At 66.1% G+C, this 23,041-nt stretch carries 21 protein-coding genes; 12 read left to right on the forward strand and 9 right to left on the reverse strand.

Annotated elements, in window-relative coordinates; translation table 11 throughout:
* Nucleotides 1-4: 4 nt before the first annotated feature.
* On the reverse strand, nt 5-688 hold the full coding sequence (locus tag ACP7BL_RS10810; RefSeq protein ID WP_033967528.1) for a uroporphyrinogen-III synthase: 684 nt from the start codon (nt 686-688) through the stop codon (nt 5-7).
* Nucleotides 685-1,605, reverse strand: coding sequence for a hydroxymethylbilane synthase (gene hemC, locus ACP7BL_RS10815; RefSeq protein WP_426258309.1), 921 nt, complete (start codon nt 1,603-1,605; stop codon nt 685-687). The genes ACP7BL_RS10810 and hemC overlap by 4 nt, the downstream gene beginning before the upstream one ends.
* An 84-nt stretch (nt 1,606-1,689) precedes the next feature.
* On the opposite strand from hemC, the gene tsaD reads away from it, so the two are divergent.
* Both tsaD and ACP7BL_RS10825 read left to right on the forward strand, forming a co-directional pair.
* Nucleotides 1,690-2,721 (forward strand): tRNA (adenosine(37)-N6)-threonylcarbamoyltransferase complex transferase subunit TsaD, encoded by a 1,032-nt coding sequence (tsaD, locus tag ACP7BL_RS10820; RefSeq protein WP_137903145.1) that lies wholly within the window; start codon nt 1,690-1,692, stop codon nt 2,719-2,721.
* Nucleotides 2,718-3,689, forward strand: coding sequence for an NAD(P)H-dependent glycerol-3-phosphate dehydrogenase (locus ACP7BL_RS10825; RefSeq protein ID WP_033967529.1), 972 nt, complete (start codon nt 2,718-2,720; stop codon nt 3,687-3,689). The genes tsaD and ACP7BL_RS10825 overlap by 4 nt, the downstream gene beginning before the upstream one ends.
* Before the next feature lie 6 nt (nt 3,690-3,695).
* On the opposite strand, the gene ACP7BL_RS10830 is transcribed toward ACP7BL_RS10825, so the two are convergent.
* On the reverse strand, nt 3,696-3,875 hold the full coding sequence (locus ACP7BL_RS10830; RefSeq protein ID WP_426258310.1) for a DUF1674 domain-containing protein: 180 nt from the start codon (nt 3,873-3,875) through the stop codon (nt 3,696-3,698).
* A gap of 125 nt (nt 3,876-4,000) precedes the next feature.
* Here ACP7BL_RS10830 and ACP7BL_RS10835 point away from each other — a divergent pair, with 125 nt between their 5' ends.
* The 4 genes from ACP7BL_RS10835 to purH all read left to right on the forward strand — a co-directional run bounded on the left by ACP7BL_RS10835 (nt 4,001) and on the right by purH (nt 9,376).
* Entirely contained in the window at nt 4,001-5,275 is a 1,275-nt protein-coding gene (locus tag ACP7BL_RS10835; RefSeq protein ID WP_426258366.1) for an RsmB/NOP family class I SAM-dependent RNA methyltransferase, read from the forward strand.
* Between the two features lie 46 nt (nt 5,276-5,321).
* Entirely contained in the window at nt 5,322-5,984 is a 663-nt protein-coding gene (gene rpe, locus ACP7BL_RS10840; RefSeq protein ID WP_426258311.1) for a ribulose-phosphate 3-epimerase, read from the forward strand.
* Complete coding sequence (locus tag ACP7BL_RS10845; protein WP_426258312.1) at nt 5,985-7,745, forward strand: heparinase II/III family protein; 1,761 nt, start codon at nt 5,985-5,987, stop codon at nt 7,743-7,745.
* A gap of 65 nt (nt 7,746-7,810) precedes the next feature.
* Nucleotides 7,811-9,376: a bifunctional phosphoribosylaminoimidazolecarboxamide formyltransferase/IMP cyclohydrolase gene (gene purH / locus ACP7BL_RS10850; RefSeq protein ID WP_426258313.1), complete on the forward strand. Its 1,566-nt coding sequence runs from the start codon at nt 7,811-7,813 to the stop codon at nt 9,374-9,376.
* 22 nt (nt 9,377-9,398) lie between these two features.
* Here purH and ACP7BL_RS10855 read toward each other — a convergent pair whose 3' ends face one another.
* From ACP7BL_RS10855 to ACP7BL_RS10875, 5 genes are all read right to left on the reverse strand, one after another.
* Nucleotides 9,399-10,919 carry a lipopolysaccharide biosynthesis protein gene (locus tag ACP7BL_RS10855; protein ID WP_126848637.1) on the reverse strand — a complete coding sequence of 507 codons (1,521 nt, stop codon included), beginning with the start codon at nt 10,917-10,919 and terminating at the stop codon, nt 9,399-9,401.
* The gene (polA, locus tag ACP7BL_RS10860) at nt 10,916-13,669 is read right to left on the reverse strand and encodes a DNA polymerase I (protein ID WP_426258367.1); all 2,754 of its coding nucleotides are present in this window, start codon (nt 13,667-13,669) and stop codon (nt 10,916-10,918) included. The genes ACP7BL_RS10855 and polA overlap by 4 nt, the downstream gene beginning before the upstream one ends.
* Nucleotides 13,670-13,722: 53 nt before the next feature.
* Nucleotides 13,723-14,781: a class A beta-lactamase gene (gene bla, locus ACP7BL_RS10865; protein WP_341204115.1), complete on the reverse strand. Its 1,059-nt coding sequence runs from the start codon at nt 14,779-14,781 to the stop codon at nt 13,723-13,725.
* Between the two features lie 211 nt (nt 14,782-14,992).
* The gene (nadB, locus tag ACP7BL_RS10870) at nt 14,993-16,591 is read right to left on the reverse strand and encodes an L-aspartate oxidase (protein ID WP_426258314.1); all 1,599 of its coding nucleotides are present in this window, start codon (nt 16,589-16,591) and stop codon (nt 14,993-14,995) included.
* A 96-nt stretch (nt 16,592-16,687) separates the two neighbouring features.
* Nucleotides 16,688-17,614: an ABC transporter ATP-binding protein gene (locus ACP7BL_RS10875; RefSeq protein ID WP_033967537.1), complete on the reverse strand. Its 927-nt coding sequence runs from the start codon at nt 17,612-17,614 to the stop codon at nt 16,688-16,690.
* Between the two features lie 92 nt (nt 17,615-17,706).
* On the opposite strand from ACP7BL_RS10875, the gene ACP7BL_RS10880 reads away from it, so the two are divergent.
* The 6 genes from ACP7BL_RS10880 (at nt 17,707) to ACP7BL_RS10905 (ending at nt 22,170) form a co-directional block, all read left to right on the forward strand.
* A complete protein-coding gene (locus tag ACP7BL_RS10880; protein WP_033967581.1) occupies nt 17,707-17,940 on the forward strand; it encodes a zinc-finger domain-containing protein in 234 nt (77 codons plus the stop codon).
* A gap of 18 nt (nt 17,941-17,958) precedes the next feature.
* On the forward strand, nt 17,959-19,389 hold the full coding sequence (tldD, locus tag ACP7BL_RS10885) for a metalloprotease TldD (RefSeq protein WP_426258315.1): 1,431 nt from the start codon (nt 17,959-17,961) through the stop codon (nt 19,387-19,389).
* Between the two features lie 44 nt (nt 19,390-19,433).
* Nucleotides 19,434-20,000, forward strand: a complete 567-nt coding sequence (locus ACP7BL_RS10890; RefSeq protein WP_426258316.1) for a pyridoxamine 5'-phosphate oxidase family protein — start codon at nt 19,434-19,436, stop codon at nt 19,998-20,000.
* Nucleotides 20,001-20,007: 7 nt separating this feature from the next.
* On the forward strand, nt 20,008-20,217 hold the full coding sequence (locus ACP7BL_RS10895; protein WP_159181812.1) for a DUF2007 domain-containing protein: 210 nt from the start codon (nt 20,008-20,010) through the stop codon (nt 20,215-20,217).
* A gap of 139 nt (nt 20,218-20,356) precedes the next feature.
* Nucleotides 20,357-20,695 carry a P-II family nitrogen regulator gene (locus ACP7BL_RS10900; RefSeq protein WP_010405890.1) on the forward strand — a complete coding sequence of 113 codons (339 nt, stop codon included), beginning with the start codon at nt 20,357-20,359 and terminating at the stop codon, nt 20,693-20,695.
* A gap of 23 nt (nt 20,696-20,718) precedes the next feature.
* Entirely contained in the window at nt 20,719-22,170 is a 1,452-nt protein-coding gene (locus ACP7BL_RS10905; RefSeq protein ID WP_426258317.1) for an ammonium transporter, read from the forward strand.
* A 128-nt stretch (nt 22,171-22,298) separates the two neighbouring features.
* Here ACP7BL_RS10905 and ACP7BL_RS10910 read toward each other — a convergent pair whose 3' ends face one another.
* Complete coding sequence (locus tag ACP7BL_RS10910) at nt 22,299-22,988, reverse strand: TetR/AcrR family transcriptional regulator (RefSeq protein WP_249340889.1); 690 nt, start codon at nt 22,986-22,988, stop codon at nt 22,299-22,301.
* Nucleotides 22,989-23,041: the final 53 nt, after the last annotated feature.

Genomic DNA, 23,041 nt, shown 5'->3' on the forward strand with positions numbered 1-23,041 from the left:
GCGGTCAACGGCTCGTCGTGCCGCCGCGCGCCTCCACCGCAGCGAACAAGGCTGCATCGTCCGGCGTCGCCGCGATGGCGAGCGCGCGCCAACCGCGCCCGGCGGCGGTGGCGATTGCCGGGCTGAAGGCGGCGATGTCCAGGGCCGCGCGATCCATCCCCAGATGTTCGAGCAGCCCCGCCAGTCGGCGCGCGGCGCGTGCCGAATGCAACAACGCGGTGGTTCCGGCGAGCGCGCGAAGCGCTGAATCATCGACGGGGATGGTGACGCTTTCATAGACGGGCACCACCGCCGCAACGGCTCCGCCCCGCTCCAGCGTGCGATCGCGACCGGTGAGGTGCAAGGCGTTGGCAAGCCCGTGCGCGGTGGCGATGGCCGCTATGTCGGCGGCGTTGCCGTCACCGGTCGCAATGACGTCAAAACCCGCCGCGCGTGCCGCCGCCGCCGTATGCGGCCCGACCGCCAGCACGGGGAGTTCCCGCAGCGCTTCGAGCCCGGGCCCGCCGAGCCGAAGCGCGTTGGCGCTGGTCAGAATGAGCGAATCGTAGAGTGTGGGATCGGAGACATCCCAGGGAAGCGCGCCCACCGCGAACAGCGGGAGTGATAGTGTTGCGAACCCGGCGGCCTGTGCGCGGGCGACGGTGGCGGCATTGCCCGGCTCGGGCCGCAACACCGCCAGTGTGGTCACGCCGCGAACAGCCGCCGTACCGACGCCGGAGCCCGCGCCAGCAAATCGGCCGCCAGCCGCGCGGCGAGCGTGGCATCGCCAACGGCCGCGCAAGCTTCGCCCGAAACGTGTGCGCTGCCATCCTCGGCGAACAATTCGGCGCGCAGGCGGATGGTGTCGCCGTCGCGTGTCGCCAGCGCAGCGACCGGCGAATGGCAATCGGCCTGCAATGCGGCGAGCAAGGCGCGTTCGACCAGCACACAGCAGTGCGTCGCTGCATCATCGATTGCGGCGAGCCAGCCGAGCATCCGCGTGTCGCTCGCCCGCGCCTCGATCCCGACCGCGCCTTGCGCGGGCGCGGGCAGCATGACGTCAATCGCGATGGCGACACCGACATCGGGGCGGCCAAGCCGGTCGAGCCCTGCTGCCGCCAGCATGGAGGCATCGACGGCACCCGCCGCGACCTTGGCCAGGCGCGTATCGACATTTCCGCGAAACAGCACGGTCGCCAGATCGGGGCGTATCCGTCGCAATTGTGCGACTCGGCGTGGCGAGCTGGTGCCGATCACCGCGCCCCGGCGCAGTGCGGCGATGCTTTCGGCCCCGATCAGCCGGTCGCGGACATCGGCACGCGGCAGCATCGCCGCGATGGCAATGTCGGCGGGGCGGATCGTCTCGACATCCTTCATCGAATGCACCGCGCAATCGATCTCACCCGACAGCAATGCGCGGTCGAGTTCCTTGGTCCACAGTGCCTTGCCGCCGATTTCGGCGAGCGCGACATTCTGCACGCGGTCGCCCGTGGTCTTGATCGGAACGATCTCGATCGCATCGGCGGTCCAGCCATGCGCCCGGGCCAGCGTGTCGCGCACCATATTGGCCTGGACGAGCGCAAGCGGCGATCCGCGCGTGCCGAGTCTGAATTGCGGATGGGTCACGCGGGTCCTCTGGTTTCGTGATACCCCTCTTGGCGAAACCACCCGATTTCGACAAGCGCCGCGCAACACGCTAGGGGGCGGGGCATGGCACTGATCCTTGGTCTTGAATCGAGCTGTGACGAAACCGCCGCCGCGGTGATCTCGTCTGACCGGCGCGTCCTCGCTCACCGCCTGGCGGGACAGGAGGCAGCGCACCGGCCGTTTGGCGGGGTGGTGCCCGAAATCGCGGCGCGCGCGCATGTCGAAGTGCTGGCCCCGCTGGTCGAAGCCGCATTGGCCGATGCCGGGGTAACGCTGGCCGATGTCGATGCGATTGCGGCAACCGCCGGGCCGGGCCTGATCGGTGGGGTGATGGTCGGGCTGGTCACGGGCAAGGCGCTGGCGCATGCGGCGGGCAAGCCGCTGATCGCGGTCAACCATCTCGAAGGCCACGCCCTGTCACCGCGCCTGGCCGATCCCGATCTCGCTTTCCCCTATCTCTTGCTGTTGGTGTCGGGCGGGCATTGCCAGTTGCTGCTGGTCGAAGGCGTTGCGCGCTATCGCCGCCTCGCCACCACGATCGACGATGCGGCTGGGGAAGCGTTCGACAAGACCGCCAAGGTGTTGGGGCTGGGCTTTCCCGGTGGCCCGGCGGTCGAGGCCGCAGCGGCTTTGGGGCGGCCGATCGTGCCATTGCCACGCCCGCTGAAGGGCTCCGCCGAGCCGCATTTCTCCTTCGCGGGCCTGAAAAGTGCGGTGGTGCGCGCACACGACGCCAAGACATGGAGCGTCGAGGATTTGGCCGCCTCGTTCCAGGCAGCGGTGATCGATTGCCTGCTCGATCGCACCGCGCGCGCGCTTGATCGTGCCGCGGGGGCGACGGCGCTGGTGGTCGCGGGCGGGGTTGCGGCGAATGGCGCGGTGCGGGCGGCACTCAGCGGGCTGGCGGACACCAACGGCCTGCGCTTCGTCGCGCCGCCTTTGTGGCTGTGTACCGACAATGCCGCGATGATCGGCTGGGCCGGGGCGGAGCGCTTTGCCAAAGGTTTGACCGACCCGCTCGACATTGCCGCGCGGCCGCGCTGGCCGCTCGATCCGGGGGCCGAAGCGGTGCGCGGCGCGGGGGTGAAGGCATGAAGATCGGCGTCATTGGCGGCGGGGCCTGGGGCACCGCGTTGGCACAGGTTGCCGCGCGCGGCGGTGATCCTGTCTTGCTATGGGCGCGCGAGCCCGACGTGGTCGCTTCGATCAACCAGACGCACGAGAATAGCCGCTTTCTCGCAGGCATTGCGCTGCCGCCCTCGATCCGGGCGACCGGTGCGCTTGGGGATCTCGCGGCGTGCGATGCGTTGCTGGTCGTCGCGCCCGCGCAGCACGTCCGCGCGGTGTTGGCCGAAACCCCGGTCGGCACGACGCCGCTGGTGCTGTGCGCCAAGGGGATTGAGGCGGGGACGCAGTTTCTGGTCGGCGAAGTGGCGCAACAGCTCCATCCTGAAGCGCCGATTGCAGTGCTGTCCGGCCCGACCTTTGCGCATGAAGTGGCGGCGGGGCAGCCGACCGCAGTCACGCTGGCCTGTGCCGACGCTGCGCTCGGCGCGGCGCTGGCCGATCGGCTCGCTAGTCCCAGCTTCCGCCCCTATGCCTCGACCGATGTGATCGGTGCCGAGATTGGCGGGGCGGTCAAGAATGTGCTCGCGATCGCGTGCGGCGTGGTCGAGGGCGCGGGGCTCGGCCAGAATGCACGCGCCGCGCTGATCGCGCGCGGCTTTGCAGAGATGACGCGCTTTGGCCTGGCGCGCGGTGCGCGGGCGGAAACGCTCAGCGGCCTGTCGGGGTTGGGCGATCTGGTGCTGACCTGTTCGTCGACCAGTTCGCGCAATTTCTCGCTCGGCATGGGATTGGGCCAGGGCAAGTGCGCGGCGGACCTGCTTGCCGATCGCCTGACCGTCGCAGAGGGCGCGTTCACCGCGCCAGTGCTGCGCGATGCGGCGGCGGCAGCGGGCGTCGACATGCCGGTGGTGGAGGCGGTGTGCGCGCTGCTTGACGGGCGCGAAGTCCATGCCGTGGTGGGCGCGCTGCTCGCGCGCCCGCTACGCCCGGAATAGCCGCTACTAAAAGTCGATCGCGATACCCTTTGACTCCCAATCGCCATAGCGGGTGGGATCAAGGCCATCGGGGTCGCCCTTCGCACTTTGCCCGGCCATCGCCGCCGGTTTCGGCTCGGGCTGCGGCAGCGGCGGGTTCGCGCTGAGATAGGTAGGTGGCTTCACATGCGGCGGGCGGCGGGCCATGGAGGTGTCCTTGGGGCGGCATGATGCCGTATGCCGCGTGACATCGGCGGTCTTTCCGCCCAATTCAACCCATCGCCTGCTATTGTGAGACCCCGCTTTTGACCCTTCCGCCGCCCCGCCGCTATATGCCCAAGCCCGAACCGGTCGATCCGCCGGGTGTTCCCGCGCGGCGCGCGGCACTGCGCCTGCTCGATGCCGTATTACGCCAGGGCCTGCCGCTGGAGGCGGCGATCGGGCGCGCAACGGCGGGAATCGAGCGTGCCGACGACCGGGCGCTGGCCCATGCCATCGCCGCCGAAGTACTGCGCCGCTTGCCCGATCTCGACGCGCTGATCGATTCGGCGACCAAGACGCGGCTGCCCGATGATGCCAAGGCGCGCTTTGCGCTGCGCATCGCGCTCGTCCAGGCCTTGTCGCTCGGCACGCCGCCGCACGCCGCGATCTCGACCGTGCTGCCGCTGGTCGATGGCGGCCCGCGCAAGCTCGTCCACGGCGTGTTCGGCACGTTGATGCGCGGCGGCGACCAGCTTCCCGAACAGCCGACCCTGCCCGATCCGGTGGCGATCCGGTGGCATGCCGCCTGGGGCGATGACGGGATCGAGGCGGCCGAGCGCGCAATGGCAGCCCCGCCACCGCTCGACCTGACGCTGGCCGATCCGGCCACTACGGCTGCGATGGCGGAGGCGCTGGGCGGCGTGTCGCTGCTGCCCGGCCATGTGCGCCTGCCCTCGGCGCATGTGCCCGAATTGCCGGGATTCGAGGACGGAAGTTGGTGGGTACAGGATATCGCCGCTTCGCTGCCCGCACGCTTGCTCGGGCGTGGCCCCGGCGTTGCGCTGGACCTGTGCGCCGCCCCCGGCGGCAAGACGATGCAACTCGCGAGCGCAGGCTGGAGCGTCACCTCGGTCGATTCTTCGGAAAGTCGTCTGGCGCGACTTCGCGAAAATCTGGAGCGCACGCATCTGACGGCAGAGGTGATCGCGGCCGATCTGCTCTTGTGGTCGCCATCGGCTCCCGCAGATGCCGTGCTGCTCGACGCACCCTGCAGCGCGACGGGGATCTTTCGCCGTCACCCGGACGTGCTGCACCGCATCCGTCCCTCGCAAATCACCGAACTGGCCGCGTTGCAGGCAAAATTGCTTGCCCGTGCCGCCGATTGGGTAAAGCCGGGCGGGACGCTTGTTTTCGCGACCTGTTCGCTTGAACCGGCCGAGGGAGAGGCGCAGTTGAAGCGTTTTCTGGCCGCACGCAGCGATTATGCGATCGAGCCCGTTGCGCAGGACGCGCTTCCGGTTGGCATCGTGCCCAATCCCGGCGGTTGGGTGCGCACGCTTCCCGGCATGGTCGATCCCGGCGGCAATGACGGCTTTTTCATCGCACGGCTGCGCCGCGCCGGTTAATCCCTTGCTTGCCCGGCGTCGTGGCCATGCTAGAGGCTGAAGGCTTATGACATACCGTCCTGTCCGTATCGCGCCGTCGATCCTGTCCGCCGATTTCGCCAAATTGGGCGAGGAAGTCCGCGCGATCGATCTTGCGGGTGCGGACTGGATCCATGTCGATGTGATGGACGGGCATTTCGTGCCCAATATTACGATCGGCCCGGCGGTGGTGAAGGCGATCCGTCCGCACACCACCAAGCCGCTCGACGTGCATTTGATGATTGCGCCGGTCGATCCGTATCTGGACGCTTTTGCCGAGGCCGGCGCGGATACGATCAGCATCCATGTCGAAGCGGGGCCGCATACGCATCGCAGCCTCCAGCACATCCGCAGCCTGGGCAAGCGCCCCGGCGTGGTGCTGACCCCGCAGACCCCGGCCAAGGCGCTCGATTATCTGCTGGAAGAGGTCGACCTGGTCCTCATCATGAGCGTCAATCCAGGCTTTGGCGGGCAGGCGTTCATCGAAAGTTCGCTGCGCAAGATCGAGGCGGTGCGCAAGATGATCGACAAGGGCGGCTATGCTGTCGATCTGGAGGTCGATGGCGGCATCGACCTCGTCACCGCGCCGCGCGCCATCTCCGCCGGGGCCGATGCGCTGGTCGCAGGCACGGCGACCTTCCGCGGTGGCCCCGCCGCTTACGCCGCCAATATCGCGGGCCTGCGCGGCTAGATGGTTATCCCGTCCTCCCTCGGAGCCCCGATCGAGTCTGGCCCCAATGTGCAGGGCGACAGCATCGAAGAGGGCAAGCGGTTGATCCGCCAAGGGGGAGACAAGGGGTTGTCGTTGGCCGAACGTCTGGCCGAACGCTTTCATCGGCTGACCTGGCGCACGCCGATTCACGGGATGCGGCTGAAGGGGAGGCACCCGCTCAAGCTGATCGCAGTCCCGGACGATCCCTTTTTGGGCGATGCACGGCGCGGCAACGCGTTGCTGGACGGTCGTTTGAGCTTCCGCGGCGAATCGCGCTCGATCGCCGCGCTCGATCTGGCCAAGCCGGATTTTTCCAAGGCTTTTGCCGATTATCTGCACGGGTTTTCGTGGCTGCGCGATCTTTCCACCGTGGCCACGCGCGCGCAGGGGATCCCCATTGCCGAGGCGCTGATGCGGCGTTGGCTCGATGCCCATGCCGACACCGTTAGCGAGCCCGCGTGGCGCGCCGATCTGTGGGGACGGCGGATCCTGCTGTGGACCGCGCATGCACCGCTCATCCTGTCGTCGACCGATCTCGTCTACCGCAGCCGCGTGCTCAACACGCTGGCGCGCGGTGCGCGGCATATCGACCGTGGGGCGGAAAAGGCGGCACCGGGCGCGCCGCGCGTTGCGGCGATGTGCGGCGTGGTCGCAGCCGGGTTGTTGATCCCGGGCGGCGATGTGCGGCGCAGCGCCACCGAAGCCGCGCTTGCCAAGACGCTGGCGGCGTCGATCTTTGAAGATGGCGGCAATGTCGCGCGCGCGCCCGCCGCACAGGTCGATCTGCTGATGCTGTTGACCGCACTCCGCGAAGTCTATGCCGCGCGACGGCTTGAAGCGCCGACGAGTGTCACCAACGCGATCGCGGCGCTGGTTCCCGCCTTGCTCGGCGTCTGCCACGGCGACCGCGATGTCAGCAGTTGGCAAGGCGGCGCGCCGGTTGGGGCGGCGGCGCTCGACCAGATCATCACGGCAACGGGCGTGCGCACGCGTCCACTCCGCCAGGCGCGCGAGTGGGGCTATCAGCGTTTGGCGGCCGGATCCACCGTCGTCATTCTCGACGGTGCACCCCCGCCGATCGCGCGTTTGGTCGAGGGCGGGTGTGCATCGACGCTGGCGTTCGAAATGTCCGATGGCCCGCATCGGCTCGTCGTCAATTGCGGCGGGGCGCGCGCGGGCGTCGTGCAGCTTCCGGCGGCGCTGGCCGAAGGGTTGCGGACTACAGCGGCGCATTCGACGCTGATCGTTGGGGATAGCAATTCGACCGCGATCCATAGCGATGGCACGCTCGGGCGCGGTGTATCCGAGGTCGAGCTCGCTCGGCAGGAGAGCGAGGGGTTGAGCCGCGTCGAGGCAAGCCATGATGGCTATGCCCGCCGCTTCGGTTTTCTCCATCGCCGCCAGCTCATTCTGGCGAGCGACGGGCGCGAGCTGCGTGGCGAGGACATGCTGCTCCCCGCGACCAAGCGCCGCAAGCTGGCGGCAACCGGCTTCGCCGTCCGTTTTCACTTGGGCGTGGGCGTGCAGGTTTCGCCAACCGCCGACGGACTTGCCGCACTGTTACGGTTGCCCGGTGGCGGATTGTGGCAGTTCCGCTGTCGCGGCGGCACGCTGGCGGTCGAGGAAAGCGTGTGGATCGATGCCGATGGCCGCCCGCATGCGACCATGCAACTCGTCATCACCGGTGAATCGCCTGCGGGTGGGGCGAGTGTGAGCTGGGCGTTCAAGCGCGCGGGATAAACCGCACCGGTTGAATCTTCGGGGGCGAGCGGGCAGGGACGCGCAAAGCCATCCCTGGAGCAACCATGACCACCATCCCCATTCGCCGCGCGCTGCTGTCGGTGTCCGACAAGACCGGTATCGTCGATCTCGCCCGTTCGCTGGCCGAGGCAGGCGTCGAACTCGTTTCGACCGGCGGCACCGCCAAGGCGCTGCGCGAGGCGGGTCTCAACGTGCGGGACATTTCGGACCTGACCGGTTTCCCCGAAATGATGGACGGTCGCGTCAAGACGCTGCACCCGGTGGTGCATGGCGGGCTTCTCGCCGTGCGCGACGATGCCGCCCATGTCGCCGCGATGGAGGAACATGGCATCGGCGCGATCGATCTCGTCGTCGTCAATCTCTATCCGTTCGAGGCGACCGTCGCCAAGGGCGCCGAGCGTGACGAGATCATCGAGAATATCGACATTGGTGGCCCGTCGATGGTGCGCTCTGCCGCCAAGAACCACGCCTTTGTCGCGATCGTCACCGATCCGGCGGATTATGCGGTGGTCGCACAAGGCAGCACCACGCTCGCCGACCGTCGCCGCTTCGCCGCCAAGGCCTATGCCGCGACCGCGGCCTATGACGGGATGATCGCGCAGTGGTTCGCCTTTGCCGACCAAGGCGAACGCTTCCCCGAGACGCTGCCCTTGACGCTGAAGCGCGGGCAGGCGCTGCGCTATGGCGAGAACCCGCATCAGTCGGCGGCGTTCTACACCGCTAGCGGCCCGCATGCGCGCGGCATTGGCCAGGCGCGGCAGGTGCAGGGCAAGGAACTGAGCTACAACAATTTGAACGACGCCGATGCCGCGCTCGACCTGGTCAGCGAATTCCGCGAGGCCGCGCCGACCTGCGTCATCGTCAAGCACGCCAATCCGTGCGGCGTCGCGACCGGTGCGACGCTTCAAGAAGCCTATGCTGCCGCGTTCGCGTGCGACACGGTGTCCGCCTTTGGCGGGATCATCGCGCTCAACCGTGCGCTCGACGGGGCGACCGCGCGCGCGATTTCGGGGATCTTCACCGAGGTGGTGGTTGCGCCTGACGCCGATGAAGAGGCGTTGGCGATCTTTGCCGCCAAAAAGAATTTGCGCTTGTTGCTGACCGGCGACCTGCCCAACCCGGCGCGCCCCGGTCTGCTCGCCAAGGCGATCACCGGCGGCTGGCTGGTGCAGACGCGCGATGGCGCCAGCAACCCCGAGCTGCAGGTCGTGACCAAGCGTCAGCCGACCGCCGAGGAATTGGCCGATTGCCGCTTCGCCTGGACCATCGCCAAGCACGTCAAGTCCAACGCGATCGTCTATGCCAAGGGCGGCAGCACCGCGGGCATTGGTGCCGGGCAAATGAACCGGCTCGAATCCGCGCGTATCGCGGCATGGAAGGCCAAGGACGCCGCCGACAAGGCCGGTTGGGCAACACCGCGCACGATCGGTTCCGCGGTCGCATCGGACGCCTTCTTCCCGTTTGCCGATGGCTTGCTGGCAGCGGTCGAGGCGGGTGCTACCGCAGTGATCCAGCCGGGCGGATCGATCCGCGACGATGAAGTGATCGCGGCGGCCGATGCAGCGGGCCTCGCGATGGTGTTCACTGGCGTCCGCCACTTCCGCCACTGAGGCGGCATCAAGCGGTCGCCGTTCAGGCGGCGACCGCTTCCGCCCCCGGCATCCGCCGGAACAAGGCGCGGTCCTCTGGACCGAACGCAAAGCGATATAGCACGAACAGATAGACACCGGCGATGGCGGGTTCGCCGATCAGCAGCTCCGCCCATTCGAAACGGTGCGGCAGCAGGGTGAACGCTCCGCCAACCAGCCCCGCCGCCAGCACCGCCCACGCCATCGGCCAGCGCCAGCCCGCTACGCGCGCCTTGAGCAAATGTGCCAGATAGTTGGATTTGATAATCGACGTCAGCGCGACCGACAGGAACAGCGCGATCGCCGGACCCGCCGCCTGATATTCGAGCGGCCAGCCGAGCCATTGCATCCCGAAGATCAGCGCGAAGCTAAGGCCCACCTGGAACAGCAGCATCCCGATCGAAATCGCCATGTTCTGCAGCCGCGCGATATAGACGAGCGCGGATTCGCACACCGCCCCGGTCGAGGCCGCCGCTTCCGCGAACAGCAGGAACGCGAGCGCCGCCGTCCCCGCGACGAATTGCGGGCCCACCGTCCCCATCACCGCCTCACCCGGAATGGAGCCCATCATCGCGAGGCCGGTCTGCGCCGCCAGAATCCAGAAGCCGACTTGCCGCACCTGGCTGGCCACGCCGGCATTGTCGCCGCGCGCGAGACTGGTGGTGATGACCGGGCCCAGGATCGGGTCGAAACTGGTCTTCAGCTTCCCCGGAATCGAGGCGACCTGCTGCGCCATCCAGTAAATGCCGACGATGCGCGGTTCGAACATCAGGAACAGGATCGAGCGATCGACATTGCGCGTACCCCATTCCAGCGCATCGGCCCCGGCGAGCGGGGCATTGCGGCGGATCAGCGCGATGGTGCGTGCCGGGTGCAGCCGCCAGCCATGCGGTCGCCCGTAACTGCGCACGAACGGAACGGCGGATGCCGCCAGCGCGGCGATCATCGACAGCATATAGGCGATGACCAGCCCGTCATGCCGCGCGATTGGATACAGCACGCCCGCCGCGATCGAGATCGTCCACGGTTCGATCACCGCGCGCGCAGTCACCGTCGCCTGAACGTTGCGGCGATAGGCGAGGCCGGCAAGCATGATGTCGGACCACGCGCTGGCGACGATGATGCAGGGTAGCAGGCGTTCGAGCAGAGTCGGGCTGCTACCGTGATACATCAGCTCGGGCACCAGCATCAGCGCGGCGCTGGCGAGGCCCGACGCGATTGCGGCGACCACCAGGCAATCCCATACGATCTGGACATGCGGTCGCTCGTCCGCCTCCGCGATCGCTTGCGCCAGCCCGCGCTTAAGCCCGAAGGTAGCGAGCAAGGCCGCGACCTCGACGAACAACACCGCACGCGCAAAGGTGCCGAGCGTATCCGGGCCGTAGAGTCGGCCGGCGATGAACAGGAACGGCAGCCGCGCGACCAGCCGCATCATGAAACCGATGATGTTGGTGCGGCCACCTTTGGCCAGCGCGTCGATTTCTTCCGTGCTTTGCCCGCCGGTCACGCCTGCGAGAGCGCTCAATGCGCGGCCCCCCAGCTGAGCCCGGTGCCGATTTCGATCCCCAGCGGAACGCTGAGCGTCACGGCGGGTTCGGCGGCGGTCGCCATCACGCCTTCGATCACTGGCTTGGCCGCGGCGACATCGCCTTCGGGCAGTTCAAACACGAGTTCGTCGTGCACCTGAAGCAGCATCCGTACATTGGGCAGGCCAGCCTCGATCAAGGCGGGGCCCATCCGCACCATCGCGCGCTTGATGATGTCGGCGCAGGTGCCTTGTATCGGGGCGTTGATTGCGGCGCGTTCGGCCCCCTGGCGCTCATGCTGCACCTTGGAGGCGATGCGCGGGAAATGCGTTTTCCGCCCGAACAGGGTGGTGGTGTAGCCGGTCTCGCGCACGCTCTCGGTGGTCTGGGCGATATAGTTGCGGATGCCGGGGAAGCGGTCGAAATAGCGGTCGATCATCGCTTGCGCTTCGTCCGCCGTCACATCCAGCCGCCCGGCCAGGCCCCAGCGGCTGATGCCGTAGAGGATGGCGAAGTTGATCGTCTTGGCGCGCCCGCGCGTGTCGCGATTGACCTCGCCGAACAATTCCTGCGCGGTCATGCTGTGAATGTCGGCCCCGCTGGCAAACGCCTCGCGCAGCGCGGGTACGTCGGCCATGTGCGCAGCGAGCCGCAACTCGATCTGCGAATAGTCGGCGGCGAGCAGCACGTTGCCCGGCTCCGCGACGAAGGCATCGCGAATCTGGCGGCCGATTTCGGTGCGGATCGGGATGTTCTGCAAATTGGGGTCGGTCGAGGATAAGCGCCCGGTCTGCGCGCCGGTCAGGCTGTAGGACGTATGCACGCGGCCCGTCGCCGGGTTGATCTGCGCTTGCAGGGCATCAGTATAGGTCGATTTCAGCTTCGACAATTGCCGCCATTCGAGCACCTTGGTGGCGATGTCCTTGCCCGGCGAATCGCGGTCGGCGGCAATGCGTTCGAGTTCGTTGACGTCGGTCGAATAGACGCCCGATTTGCCCTTGCGGCCACCCTTGATGCCCATGCGTTCGAACAGCACGTCGCCCAATTGCTTGGGGCTGCCGATCGTGAACGGGCCACCGGCAAGCGCATGGATTTCGACTTCGAGCGCGCCGATCTGCCCGGAAAACTCGCCAGACAGCTGCGCGAGGCGTTCGCGATCGACCTTGATGCCGTGGCGTTCCATCTGCGCGATGACGGGGACGAGCGGGCGGTCGACCATTTCGTAGACGCGCGTTGCGCCTTCGGCGGGCAAGCGTGGCTTGAACCGCCGCCACAGACGCAGCGTCACATCGGCATCCTCGGCGGCATAGCGCGTCGCGGCGTCGAGATCGATTTCGTTGAAGGTGCGCTGCGATTTGCCGACGCCGACCACGTCCTTGAAGGCGATGCAGCTGTGCGAGAGATGCGTCGCGGCGAGTTCGTCCATGCCGTGGCCGTGCAGGCCGGCATCGAGATCGAAGCTCATCAGGATCGTGTCGTCAAAGGGCGTGACGTTCACGCCCAACCGCCCCAGCACGATCATGTCGTATTTCAGATTGTGCCCGATCTTGAGCACGCCCGGATCCTCGAACAGCGGCTTGAGCTTGGCGAGCGCCACCTCTGCGCTCAACTGCACCGGTTTTTCCGCAAAGAGCCCGCTTCCGCCATGTGCCAGAGGTACGTAGCAAGCGAGATTGGGATGCAGCGCCATGCTGATTCCGACCAGTTCGGCGCGCGTGGCATCGATTCCGGTGGTCTCGGTGTCGATCGCGATCCAGCCCTGGTGACGCGCGATGGTGATCCAGCGCTCCAGCGCGGCTTCGTCGACCACGGTTTCATACGAATCATGATCGCAGGGCGGGTCCTGCTCGGTCGGCACCGCTTTCGGCGCCGCGACAGGGGCATCGGCTACGGCGGACAATTTCGCGATCAGCGACTTGAAGCCGTGATGCTCCAGGAAGGCGCGCAAGGGCGCATCGGGGATGCCCTGCAATTCGAGCTCGTCGAGCGGCTGCGGCAGCGGTTCGTCGCATTTGAGCGTGACCAGAACCTTGGACAGCCGCGCATTATCGGCCTGCGCGATCAGATTGTCGCGCAATTTGCCGGCCTTCATCGTCGGCGCGGCGGCGAGCACGCCCTCGAGATCGCCATGTTCGGCGATCAGCTTGGACGCGGTCTTGGGGCCGACGCCGGTGACTCCGGGGACGTTGTCGACGCTGTCGCCCATAAGCGCGAGCACGTCGCCCAATTGCGCGGGTTCGACGCCGAACTTCTCGCGGACATGCTCCGCGCCAAGGCGGCGGTTGTTCATCGTGTCGTACAGATCGAGGCCAGGCTCGATCAACTGCATCAGATCCTTGTCGGCGGAGACGATCGTCACCGCCCAGCCCTGCGCCAAGGCGGCCTTGGCGTAGCAGGCGATGATATCGTCGGCCTCCAGCCCCTCGGTCTCGATACACGGCAGCGAGAAGGCGCGCGTGGCATCGCGAATCATCGGGAATTGCGGGACCAGATCCTCGGGCGCGGGCGGGCGATGCGCTTTATATTGATCGTACAGATCGTTGCGGAAGGTCTTGCTCGACTTGTCGAGGATGACCGCCATGTGCGTCGGCCCATCGGCCTTGTGCAGTTCATCGGCCAGTTTCCACAGCATCGTGGTATAGCCGTAAACGGCACCGACCGGCTCGCCATGAATGTTGGTGAGCGGCGGGAGGCGGTGATAGGCGCGGAAGATATACCCCGAGCCATCGACAAGATAGAGATGCGGCATTGCGGGTGGATAGCCCAAGCTTTCGCAAGGACAAAGCCCCGCTTTCGTGTCGGCTATCCGTGATTCGCCACGACGCTCGCCACCACCGCCTGCATCAGCGCCTGGCGGGCGGGAATCGGCTTGGGCGTATCGCCGATCATCACTGCGATCGCGTAGCTGCGGCCATCGGGGGCGATCAGCAGGCCGACATCGTTATAGCCGGCAGTGCGTCCGGCGAGATCCTGGCCCGTGCCGGTCTTGTGGCCGAAGGTCCACCCGGCTGGCACCGCGCCGCGCAGGCGCTGCTTGCCGGTATGCGAGGATTCCATCGTGGCCAGAAGATACTCGGTCGAGCTGCGCGACAACAGGTCCCCGCGCTTCAGCCGCGCCAGTGCCTCCGCAATGGCGCGGGGGGCCGCACCGTCGGGCGGATCGGAAACATAGCGTTCATAGGCGGCGATGCGGTCAGTGCGCGGGAGACGCGCGCGGGCGAGCGCAAAGGCGTTGCCGAAGGCGAAATCGGGTTTCCATACCAACCCGGCGGTCTGGCTTTGCAGCAGGCGCTCGCCCGGGCCGAAGCGAATGTCGCCCAGCCGCTTGCGCTGGAGGAAGTCGCGCACCGCATTGGGCCCGCCGACATAGCGCAACAAGCGGTCGTTGGCGGTGTTGTCGCTCATCGTCAGCGCGCGTTGCAACAATTCGCCGACGGTGGTCTGATAGCCCTGCTCACCCTTGATCAGCGCCGCGATCGGCTGATGGAAGACGGTGAGATCGTCGCGGGTCAGCGTGATCGGATCTTCGAGTTTCAAGCGCCCGGCATCGCGGTAATCGAGCACGGTCATCGCGACCCACAATTTGCTGACGCTTTGCTGCGGCAGGCGTTGCTCGCCGCCGGTGTCCACTGCCCAGCCTTCCTCGATGCTGCGCACTGCGACGCCAACGCGTCCGTCAAAGCCCCGCACCAGCGCCGCGACATTGGCGACGAGCGCGGAAGGCGGCGCGACGGGCCGCGGCGCGATGGGGACCGTCACCGCAGAGCTCGGCAGCGGAGCGAGCGGCGGAGCGGCGGCGAGGCGCGCGACATGGACATTGGCATCGTGACCGCAGGCGCACAGGGCAGCCGTAAGCACCATTGCCGCCGCCGGTTTTGGGAATCGATACGGAAGAATGCGCGTCACCGTTTACTTGCCCCAATGTCCCGAGAAAGACCCTCTCTCCCGAGCCCCACATCCCATGATAGGGCAACAATAGGGTTGAGGAATCCTTTCGCGGCAACCGTGCGATGAATCGCCTGTACCACAGGATGAGACGAGCTTTTAGCGGGAACCGGCCAGACCGTTGATTTCAGGGCACCAAAATCGTGTCGAGCGCTTCGGGCAGCATATTTGGATAATCCAGCGTATAATGCAGCCCGCGCGATTCCTTGCGGTGCAGCGCCGAACGCACAATCAGTTCCGCGGTCTGCAGCAGGTTGCGCAACTCGATCAGGTCGGGCGTGACGCGGAAGTGGCCGTAATAATCGTTGACCTCGTCGGTCAGCATGCGGATGCGGTGCTGCGCGCGTTCCAGCCGCTTGGTGGTGCGCACGATCCCGACATAATTCCACATGAAGCGGCGGATTTCGGTCCAGTTCTGCTTGATGACGACTTCCTCGTCCGAATCCTCGACGCGGCTTTCGTCCCACGGGCGGATCGCCGGCGGCGGGGGCAAATCGTCCCAATGCTCGCTGATATGCTGGGCGCAGGCTTCGCCGAACACGAAACATTCGAGCAGGCTGTTGGAGGCAAGCCGGTTGGCGCCGTGCAGCCCGCTCTCGCTGCATTCGCCCGCAGCATAGAGGCCAGGCAGATCGGTGCGACCGTCGAGATCCACCACCACCCCGCCGCACGTGTAATGCTGGGCGGGCACCACCGGGATCGGGTCGGTGGTCATGTCGATGCCGAGGCCGAGCAGCTTTTCCTGGATGTTGGGGAAATGCTCGTGGATGAACTCCGGCCCCATATGGCTGATGTCGAGATGGACGTAATCGAGCCCCAAGCGCTTGATTTCATGGTCGATCGCGCGCGCGACGATGTCGCGCGGGGCAAGCTCCAGCCGCGGATCGAAATCGGGCATGAAGCGATAGCCGGTGTCGGGGATGAGCAATTGCCCGCCCTCGCCGCGCACTGCCTCGGTAATCAGGAAATTCTTGACGTCGAGATTGTAGAGGCAGGTCGGGTGGAACTGCATCATCTCCATGTTGGAAACACGACACCCCGCGCGCCATGCCATGGCGATTCCGTCCCCGGTTGCGCCACGCGGTGCCGTCGAAAACAGATAGGTGCGCCCCGCCCCGCCCGTTGCGAGGATCGTTGCGCGCGCGGTGTACAGATCGACCCGACCGGTCGCGCGGTTGACGGCATAGACGCCCCACACATGGCCCGCGCCCGAATAGCGTTCCTCATGCCGGCTGGTGGCAAGGTCGATCGCGACCATATCGGGGACGAGCGTGATGTTGGGATGGTCGGTCGCGGCGCGTTGCAGCGCTTCCTGCACCGCCCAGCCGGTCGCATCGGCAACATGGACGATGCGGCGGTGCGAATGGCCGCCCTCGCGCGTCAAATGCAGCGCGCCGCCATTCTCTTCGCTTTCGGTCGCAAAGGGCACGCCCAGTTCGCGTAAGCGTGCAATCGCAGCCGGTGCGCGCTCGACCACCATTTCGACGGTCGCACGGTTGTTCAGCCCGGCACCCGCGATCATCGTGTCTTCGATATGGCTTTCGAAGGTATCGCCTTCCTCCAGCACGGCGGCGATGCCGCCTTGCGCCCAGGCGGTCGAGCCTTCGTCGAGCCGCCCCTTGGCGAGCACCGTAACCTTGAAACGATCGGCGAGGTTGAGCGCTGCGGTGAGCCCGGCTGCACCCGAGCCGATGATGAGCACGTCCGAGGTGTTGGTCTGGGGCAAAAGCGGATCCGTTCGTGTCGAGCGCAGTCGAGACACCTGTCGCGGTGGCCCGCAGGGTTCTCGACTACGCTCGAACCGAACGGGAAGACAAGGATATTAGGCGGCGTTCGATGCCCGCGTAAGGTTTAGGAACACGTCCTCCAGATCGGCTTCGCGCGTCGAGACATCGACGATGCCGTAACCATCGGCCTGCACCGCAGCGAGCACCTGGCCCGCATTCACCTGGTCCTTGGCATAGGTGATGGCGAGCGTGCGCGTGCCCTTGAGTGCGATCTTCTGGAAACACGCCGCCGTTGGCAGTGCGGCAACGTCGCGGTCGACGGTCACCTCGACCAGCTTCTCGGTCGCCTTTGCCAGCAATTCGCGCGTCGGCTCGTTGGCGATGACCTTGCCATGGTTGATAATGGCGATGCGGTCGCACAATTGTTCGGCTTCCTCGAGATAATGCGTCGTCAGCACCACCGTGATCCCCGCATCGTTGAGCGAGCGGACATAGGCCCAGAGCTGCTGGCGCAATTCGATATCGACGCCGGCGGTGGGCTCGTCCAGCACCAGCACGGGCGGGCTGTGAACCATGGCCTTGGCGACCATCAGCCGCCGCTTCATCCCGCCCGACAGCGTGCGCGCATAGGCATTGGCCTTGTCCTCGAGATGCACCGCGCGCAGCAATTCCATCGAGCGCCGCTTCGCCTTGGGCACGCCGTACAGCCCGGCCTGGATCTCCAGCGTCTCGAACGGCGAGAAGAAGGGATCGAACAGGATTTCCTGATTGACGATGCCGATCGAGACCTTGGCGTTGCGCGGGTGTTGGTCGATATCGAAGCCCCAGATCGAGGCGCTGCCGCTGGTCTTGTTGACGAGCCCAGCCAGGATGTTGATCAGCGTCGATTTGCCCGCACCATTGGGGCCGAGCAGGCCGAAGATTGTCCCACGCGGTACATCGAACGAGACCCCGTCGAGCGCGCGCTTGCCGCCCTTATAGGTCTTGCACAGGTTCGCGATGGAGATAGCGGCCTCGGTCATGGCTTCGCCCTACGCGCGCCACGCGCCAAGCTCAATCCTCCCCGTGCCGGGGAGGATTGTTCGCGCGCGACACCGCTGCTATGCGCGTCGCCATGATCGCTCCGCCCGAAATCGTCCGTGTCACCCACACCCGCAATCATTGCGATGGCGCGTCGGATATTCCCGGCGGTGCCAGCCTCGGCCATCCGCGCGTTTTCCTCGAAATCGATGAGAGCGGCTATGTCGATTGCGGCTATTGCGACCGGCGTTTCGTCCTGATCGGTGGCCCCGCCGATGGTGTCGATCCGTCGACCTTGCGCGATCACGGGGATGGCGCAGGCCTGTAAGCCGCCTATATTGTCGGAATGACCAGTCCGACAGACCCCCGCGCCTTTCTCTATCATGATGGCCAGCTTGATCCGGCGGAGGCGCAGGCGCTGACTGCCGCTGCGCTCGGCAAGGCCGATGATGGCGAGCTTTACCTGCAATATCGCAAGTCCGAGGCGTTCGGCTTCGATGACGGGCGGCTGAAAACAGCCAGCTACGACACGCATTCGGGCTTCGGCTTGCGCGCGGTGTCGGGCGAGATGACCGCCTTCGCCCATGCCAATGAGCTGAGCGCCGCCGCGATCCGGCGCGCGAGCGAAACGATGGCGCTGATCGATCCATCGTCCGCGCCCAAAGCGGGGCCGCCGCGCAGCACGAACCGGCATCTCTATACAGCCGCCGACCCGCTCGACCTGATCCCATTCGCCGACAAGGTGAACCTCTGCCAGACGATCGACGCCGCCGCGCGCGCGCGCGATCCGCGTGTGGCGCAGGTGTCGGTGTCGCTCTTGGGCAATTGGAACGTCATCGAGATCGTCCGCGCCGACGGCTTCGTCGCGACCGACGTGCGCCCGCTGGTGCGCTTGAACGTGTCGATCGTCGTCGAGCAGAATGGCCGCCGCGAAACCGGTACTTTCGGCATGGGCGGTCGCTATCTCTATACCGAGCTGATGGAACCGGCGACGTGGAACCGCGCGATCGATCAGGCACTGTCGCAGGCGCTGGTCAATCTCGATGCGGTCGCGGCCCCGGCGGGCGAGATGACCGTGCTGCTCGGGCCGGGCTGGCCCGGCATCCTGTTGCACGAAGCGATCGGCCACGGGCTGGAGGGGGATTTCAACCGCAAGGGCACCAGCGCCTTTTCCGGCCGGATCGGTGAGCGCGTCGCGGCCCCCGGCGTGACGGTGGTCGATGACGGATCGATCGCCGACCGGCGCGGGTCGCTGTCGATCGACGATGAAGGCACGCCGACGCAGGAGAATGTGCTGATCGAGGACGGCATCCTCAAGGGCTATATCCAGGACCGCCTCAATGCGCGGCTGATGGGCGTGGCCCCGACCGGCAATGGCCGCCGCGAAAGCTTCGCCCATGCGCCGATGCCGCGCATGACCAACACTTTCATGCGCGGCGGCAACGACGATCCGGCCGAATTGCTCAGCCGCATGAAGACCGGCATCTTTGCCAAATCCTTCGGCGGCGGTCAGGTCGATATCGTCTCGGGCAAATTCGTGTTCAGTTGCACCGAGGCGTATCTGGTCGAGAATGGCAAGCTCGGCGCGCCGATCAAGGGCGCGACGCTGATCGGCGATGGGCCGTCGTGCCTGACGCGCGTCGAAGGGATCGGCAACGATTTCGCGCTCGATGAAGGCGTCGGCATGTGCGGCAAAGGCGGTCAGAGCGTTCCCGCAGGCGTCGGGCAGCCGACCTTGCTGGTCGCGGGGCTGACGGTCGGCGGAACGGCGGTCTAAGCCCGCACATCGCCAAAGGGATGCGCTTATGTTAAGCGGTTGCGATGGAGTTCTTTCGCGCCCTTGACGACAAGCACCGCGCCTTTATCGCGCGGCAACCGATGTTTTTCGTGGCGACGGCGGCGGAGGGCGCGCGCATCAACCTCAGCCCCAAGGGCATGGACAGCTTTCGCGTGCTCGGGCCCAATCGCGTTGCCTATCTCGACCTTGGCGGATCGGGCAATGAGACGCAGGCGCATCTCGCCGCCGATGGGCGCATCACCATTATGTTCTGCGCGTTCGATAATCCGGCGCTGATTTTGCGGCTATACGGCACCGGGCGTTTCGTGATTGCGGGGGAGCCGGAGTTCGACGCGCTCGCCCAGCATTTTCCGCGCTTGCCCGGTGCGCGGCAGGTGTTCGACATCGCGGTGGACAGCGTGCAGACCAGCTGTGGATGGGGCGTGCCGCATATGACGCTCGATCGTCCGCGCGACACGCTGGTCAAATATCACGCCCAGCAAGATCCGGAGGCGCGCCTCGCCAAGATCGCGGATCGCACGACGAGCATCGACGGCCTGCCCGTGCGCGTGCAGGCGGTGTTGCCGAGCTTCGACGCGCCGTCCGCGTGACGGCCCGATGAGTCTGGTGGAACTCGGCCGTTTTGCGCGCAACGAAGCGCATATCGTGATCGGACTACTCGAGTCCGAGGGGATTCCGGCGTTCGCGCTCGACGGCAATGCCAGCATTGCGGATGGGAGCCAGTTCTTCATCCCCGTGCGCGTGATGGTCGATGCGGACGATATCGAGGCCGCGCGGCAGATCATCGCAGCGCTGCCCGATTCTTAGGCAGACCTTCGCGACTGCACAAAAATTTACCCATCGGTAATCTTTCCTGACGCGTTTGTGCGCGGAAACGCGTCTTTCTAACTCTGGCACGGTCATTGCGTAGAAGCCCTCGGGGTCCATAACCAGGGGCGGTTGTCGCATGAAGCTCGTCATAGCCATCATCAAACCCTTCAAGCTTGATGAGGTGCGCGAAGCGCTCACCGAAATCGGCGTTGCCGGGATGACCGTTACCGAGGTCAAGGGATTCGGCCGCCAGAAGGGCCAGACCGAAATCTATCGCGGTGCGGAATACAGCACCAACATGGTGCCCAAGATCAAGATCGAGATCGTCTGCGGCGCGGATCTTGCCGACAAGGTCGTCGAGGCGATCCAGGCGTCGGCCAATACCGGCGCGATCGGCGACGGCAAGATTTTCGTGCTCGATGTCGGGCAGGCGGTCCGCATCCGCACCGGCGAAACCGATGAGACCGCGCTGTGAGCGGGGCTGTTAAGGGGGTAAAGATGAAAGCATCGACCAAATTGGGGTTGGCGGCGCTCGCGGGGGCTGCCGTCTTCGCCGCGCTCCCGGCCTGGGCGCAGACCACGGCGGCGGCGGCCGTCTCGCCGATTCCAAAGGCCACCGTCGACAAGGGCGATACCGCCTGGTTGCTGGTTTCCTCGCTACTGGTGCTGATGATGTCGGTGCCCGGCCTTGCCTTGTTCTATGGCGGCCTGGTGCGCACCAAGAACATGCTCAGCGTCCTCACGCAGGTGCTGATGATCGTGTGCATGGTCGCAGTGATCTGGGTCACCTACGGCTATTCGGTCACCTTTACCGGCGGCAGCGCTTATTTCGGCGGCTTCTCCAAGGCGTTCCTGATGGGCGTCGACGCGAACAGCCAGGCAGCGACCTTCTCCAACGGGGTCTATGTCCCTGAATATGCCTATATCTGCTTCCAGATGACCTTTGCCTGCATCACGCCGGCCTTGTTCATTGGCAGCGTGGCGGAGCGGGTGAAATTCTCGCCGCTGATGCTGTTCACCGCTTTGTGGGTGACGCTGGTCTATTTCCCGATCGCACACATGGTGTGGTATTGGGGCGGGCCGGACGCGATTGCTTCGGCGGCGCTTAAGGGCGCAGCCGCACTGACCGCGCAGAATGCCGATGCGGGCAAGCTGTTCCAGTGGGGCGCGCTCGATTTCGCTGGCGGCACCGTCGTCCACATCAACGCCGGTATCACCGGTCTGGTGATGTGCATCCTGCTCGGCAAGCGTCTGGGGTACCCCAAGGAGCCGATGCCGCCGCACTCGCTGACCATGACCATGATCGGTGCCAGCTTGCTGTGGGTCGGCTGGTTCGGGTTCAACGCCGGTTCCAACCTCGAAGCCAATGGCGTCACCTCGGTTGCCTTCATCAACACCTTCGTCGCCACCGCCGCTGCTGGTCTGTCCTGGTTGCTGGTCGAACAGATCGTACGCGGCAAGCCGTCGCTGCTGGGGGCCGCATCGGGTGTCGTGGCGGGGCTCGTCGCGGTCACCCCGGCCTCGGGCTATGCCGGGCCGATGGGTTCGGTGGTACTCGGGTTGATCGTCTCGCCGCTCTGCTTCTTCTTCGTCGCCAAGGTGAAGTCGTGGTTCAACTATGACGACTCGCTCGATGTTTTCGGGGTGCACTGCGTCGGCGGCATCACTGGCGCGATCCTGACCGGTGTGCTGGACGCGCCGTACCTCGGTGGCCAGGGCATTGCCGACTATTCGACCAAGCCCGGCACGATGGTCGCCGGTAGCTATGACATGCTCGGCCAAGTCATCACCCAATGCTGGGCCGTCGGTCTGACGCTGGTCTGGTCGGGCGTCGGTGCAGCGGTGCTGTTCGTCCTGATCGACAAGACCTGGGGCATGCGTGTCAGCGCCGATGTCGAGCAGGAAGGCCTCGACATCGCCGAGCATGGCGAACGCGCTTACCACTATTGAAGAGATTGGCTGCCGGGTTCGGGGGAGCCCGGCAGCCAAACCATGTTCCTCCTGCGGACGACCTAAGGCCGGTGCGGCAACGCACCGGCCCTTTTTCCTTGTGAAGGCCCGGACAGGGGCGAAGGTGGCTAAGGCTGCGCGGCCAGGCCGTTGACCAGCATATCGGCAATCACGTCGGCGACCGCCTCGGGGGCAAGGTCATCGGTCCACACGCCGTAGCGCAACCCCAGGAACACGTTCATACCCATCACCGCCCAGGCGTGGACTTCGGACACGTCGCTACGGATCTCGCCGCGCGCCGCTGCTGCCTTCAGCCGTGCCGCGATACGCTCGGCGGTCGTCGCATAATGCAGGTGGAAGGATTCGGGATCGACGAATTCGGCTTCGTCGATGATGCGGTAAATTTCCTTGTGCCCGCGCACAAAGGCGATGAATTCGAGCAAACCGGCGCGCTCCGCCGCGATCTGGTCGGGTGCTGCGCGAATCGCCGGGGCGACGCGGTCGCGGACCTGATCCGACATGTCGCGCACCAGCGCGCGGAATACGGCGTCCTTCGAATCGAAATAGGTGTAGAAACTGCCCAGCGCGACACCGGCCCGACGCGTGATGCCGCTGACCGAGGCTTCGTGGAACCCACGCTCGCCGAATTCGATCGCCGCCGCATCGAGGATGGCGCGCAACGTCTTGCGCCCGCGCTCGGTGCGCGGTGCCTTGCCGGCGCTTGCCGAGTCGTCGAGGCGCACAGCGTCGCCGCGCGCGGCCAGATCGCCCGCTTGCGCCGCGTCGGCTGTTGCCACCACGCCACGTTTGGCTGCCATCGTATGGTCCTCCCCAAATCCCAAGTTGAAACCTGGTTCATGTTTCAGTAAAG

The sequence above is a fragment of the Sphingomonas sp. DC1600-2 genome (assembly GCF_049897605.1).
Lineage (GTDB): Bacteria > Pseudomonadota > Alphaproteobacteria > Sphingomonadales > Sphingomonadaceae > Sphingomonas.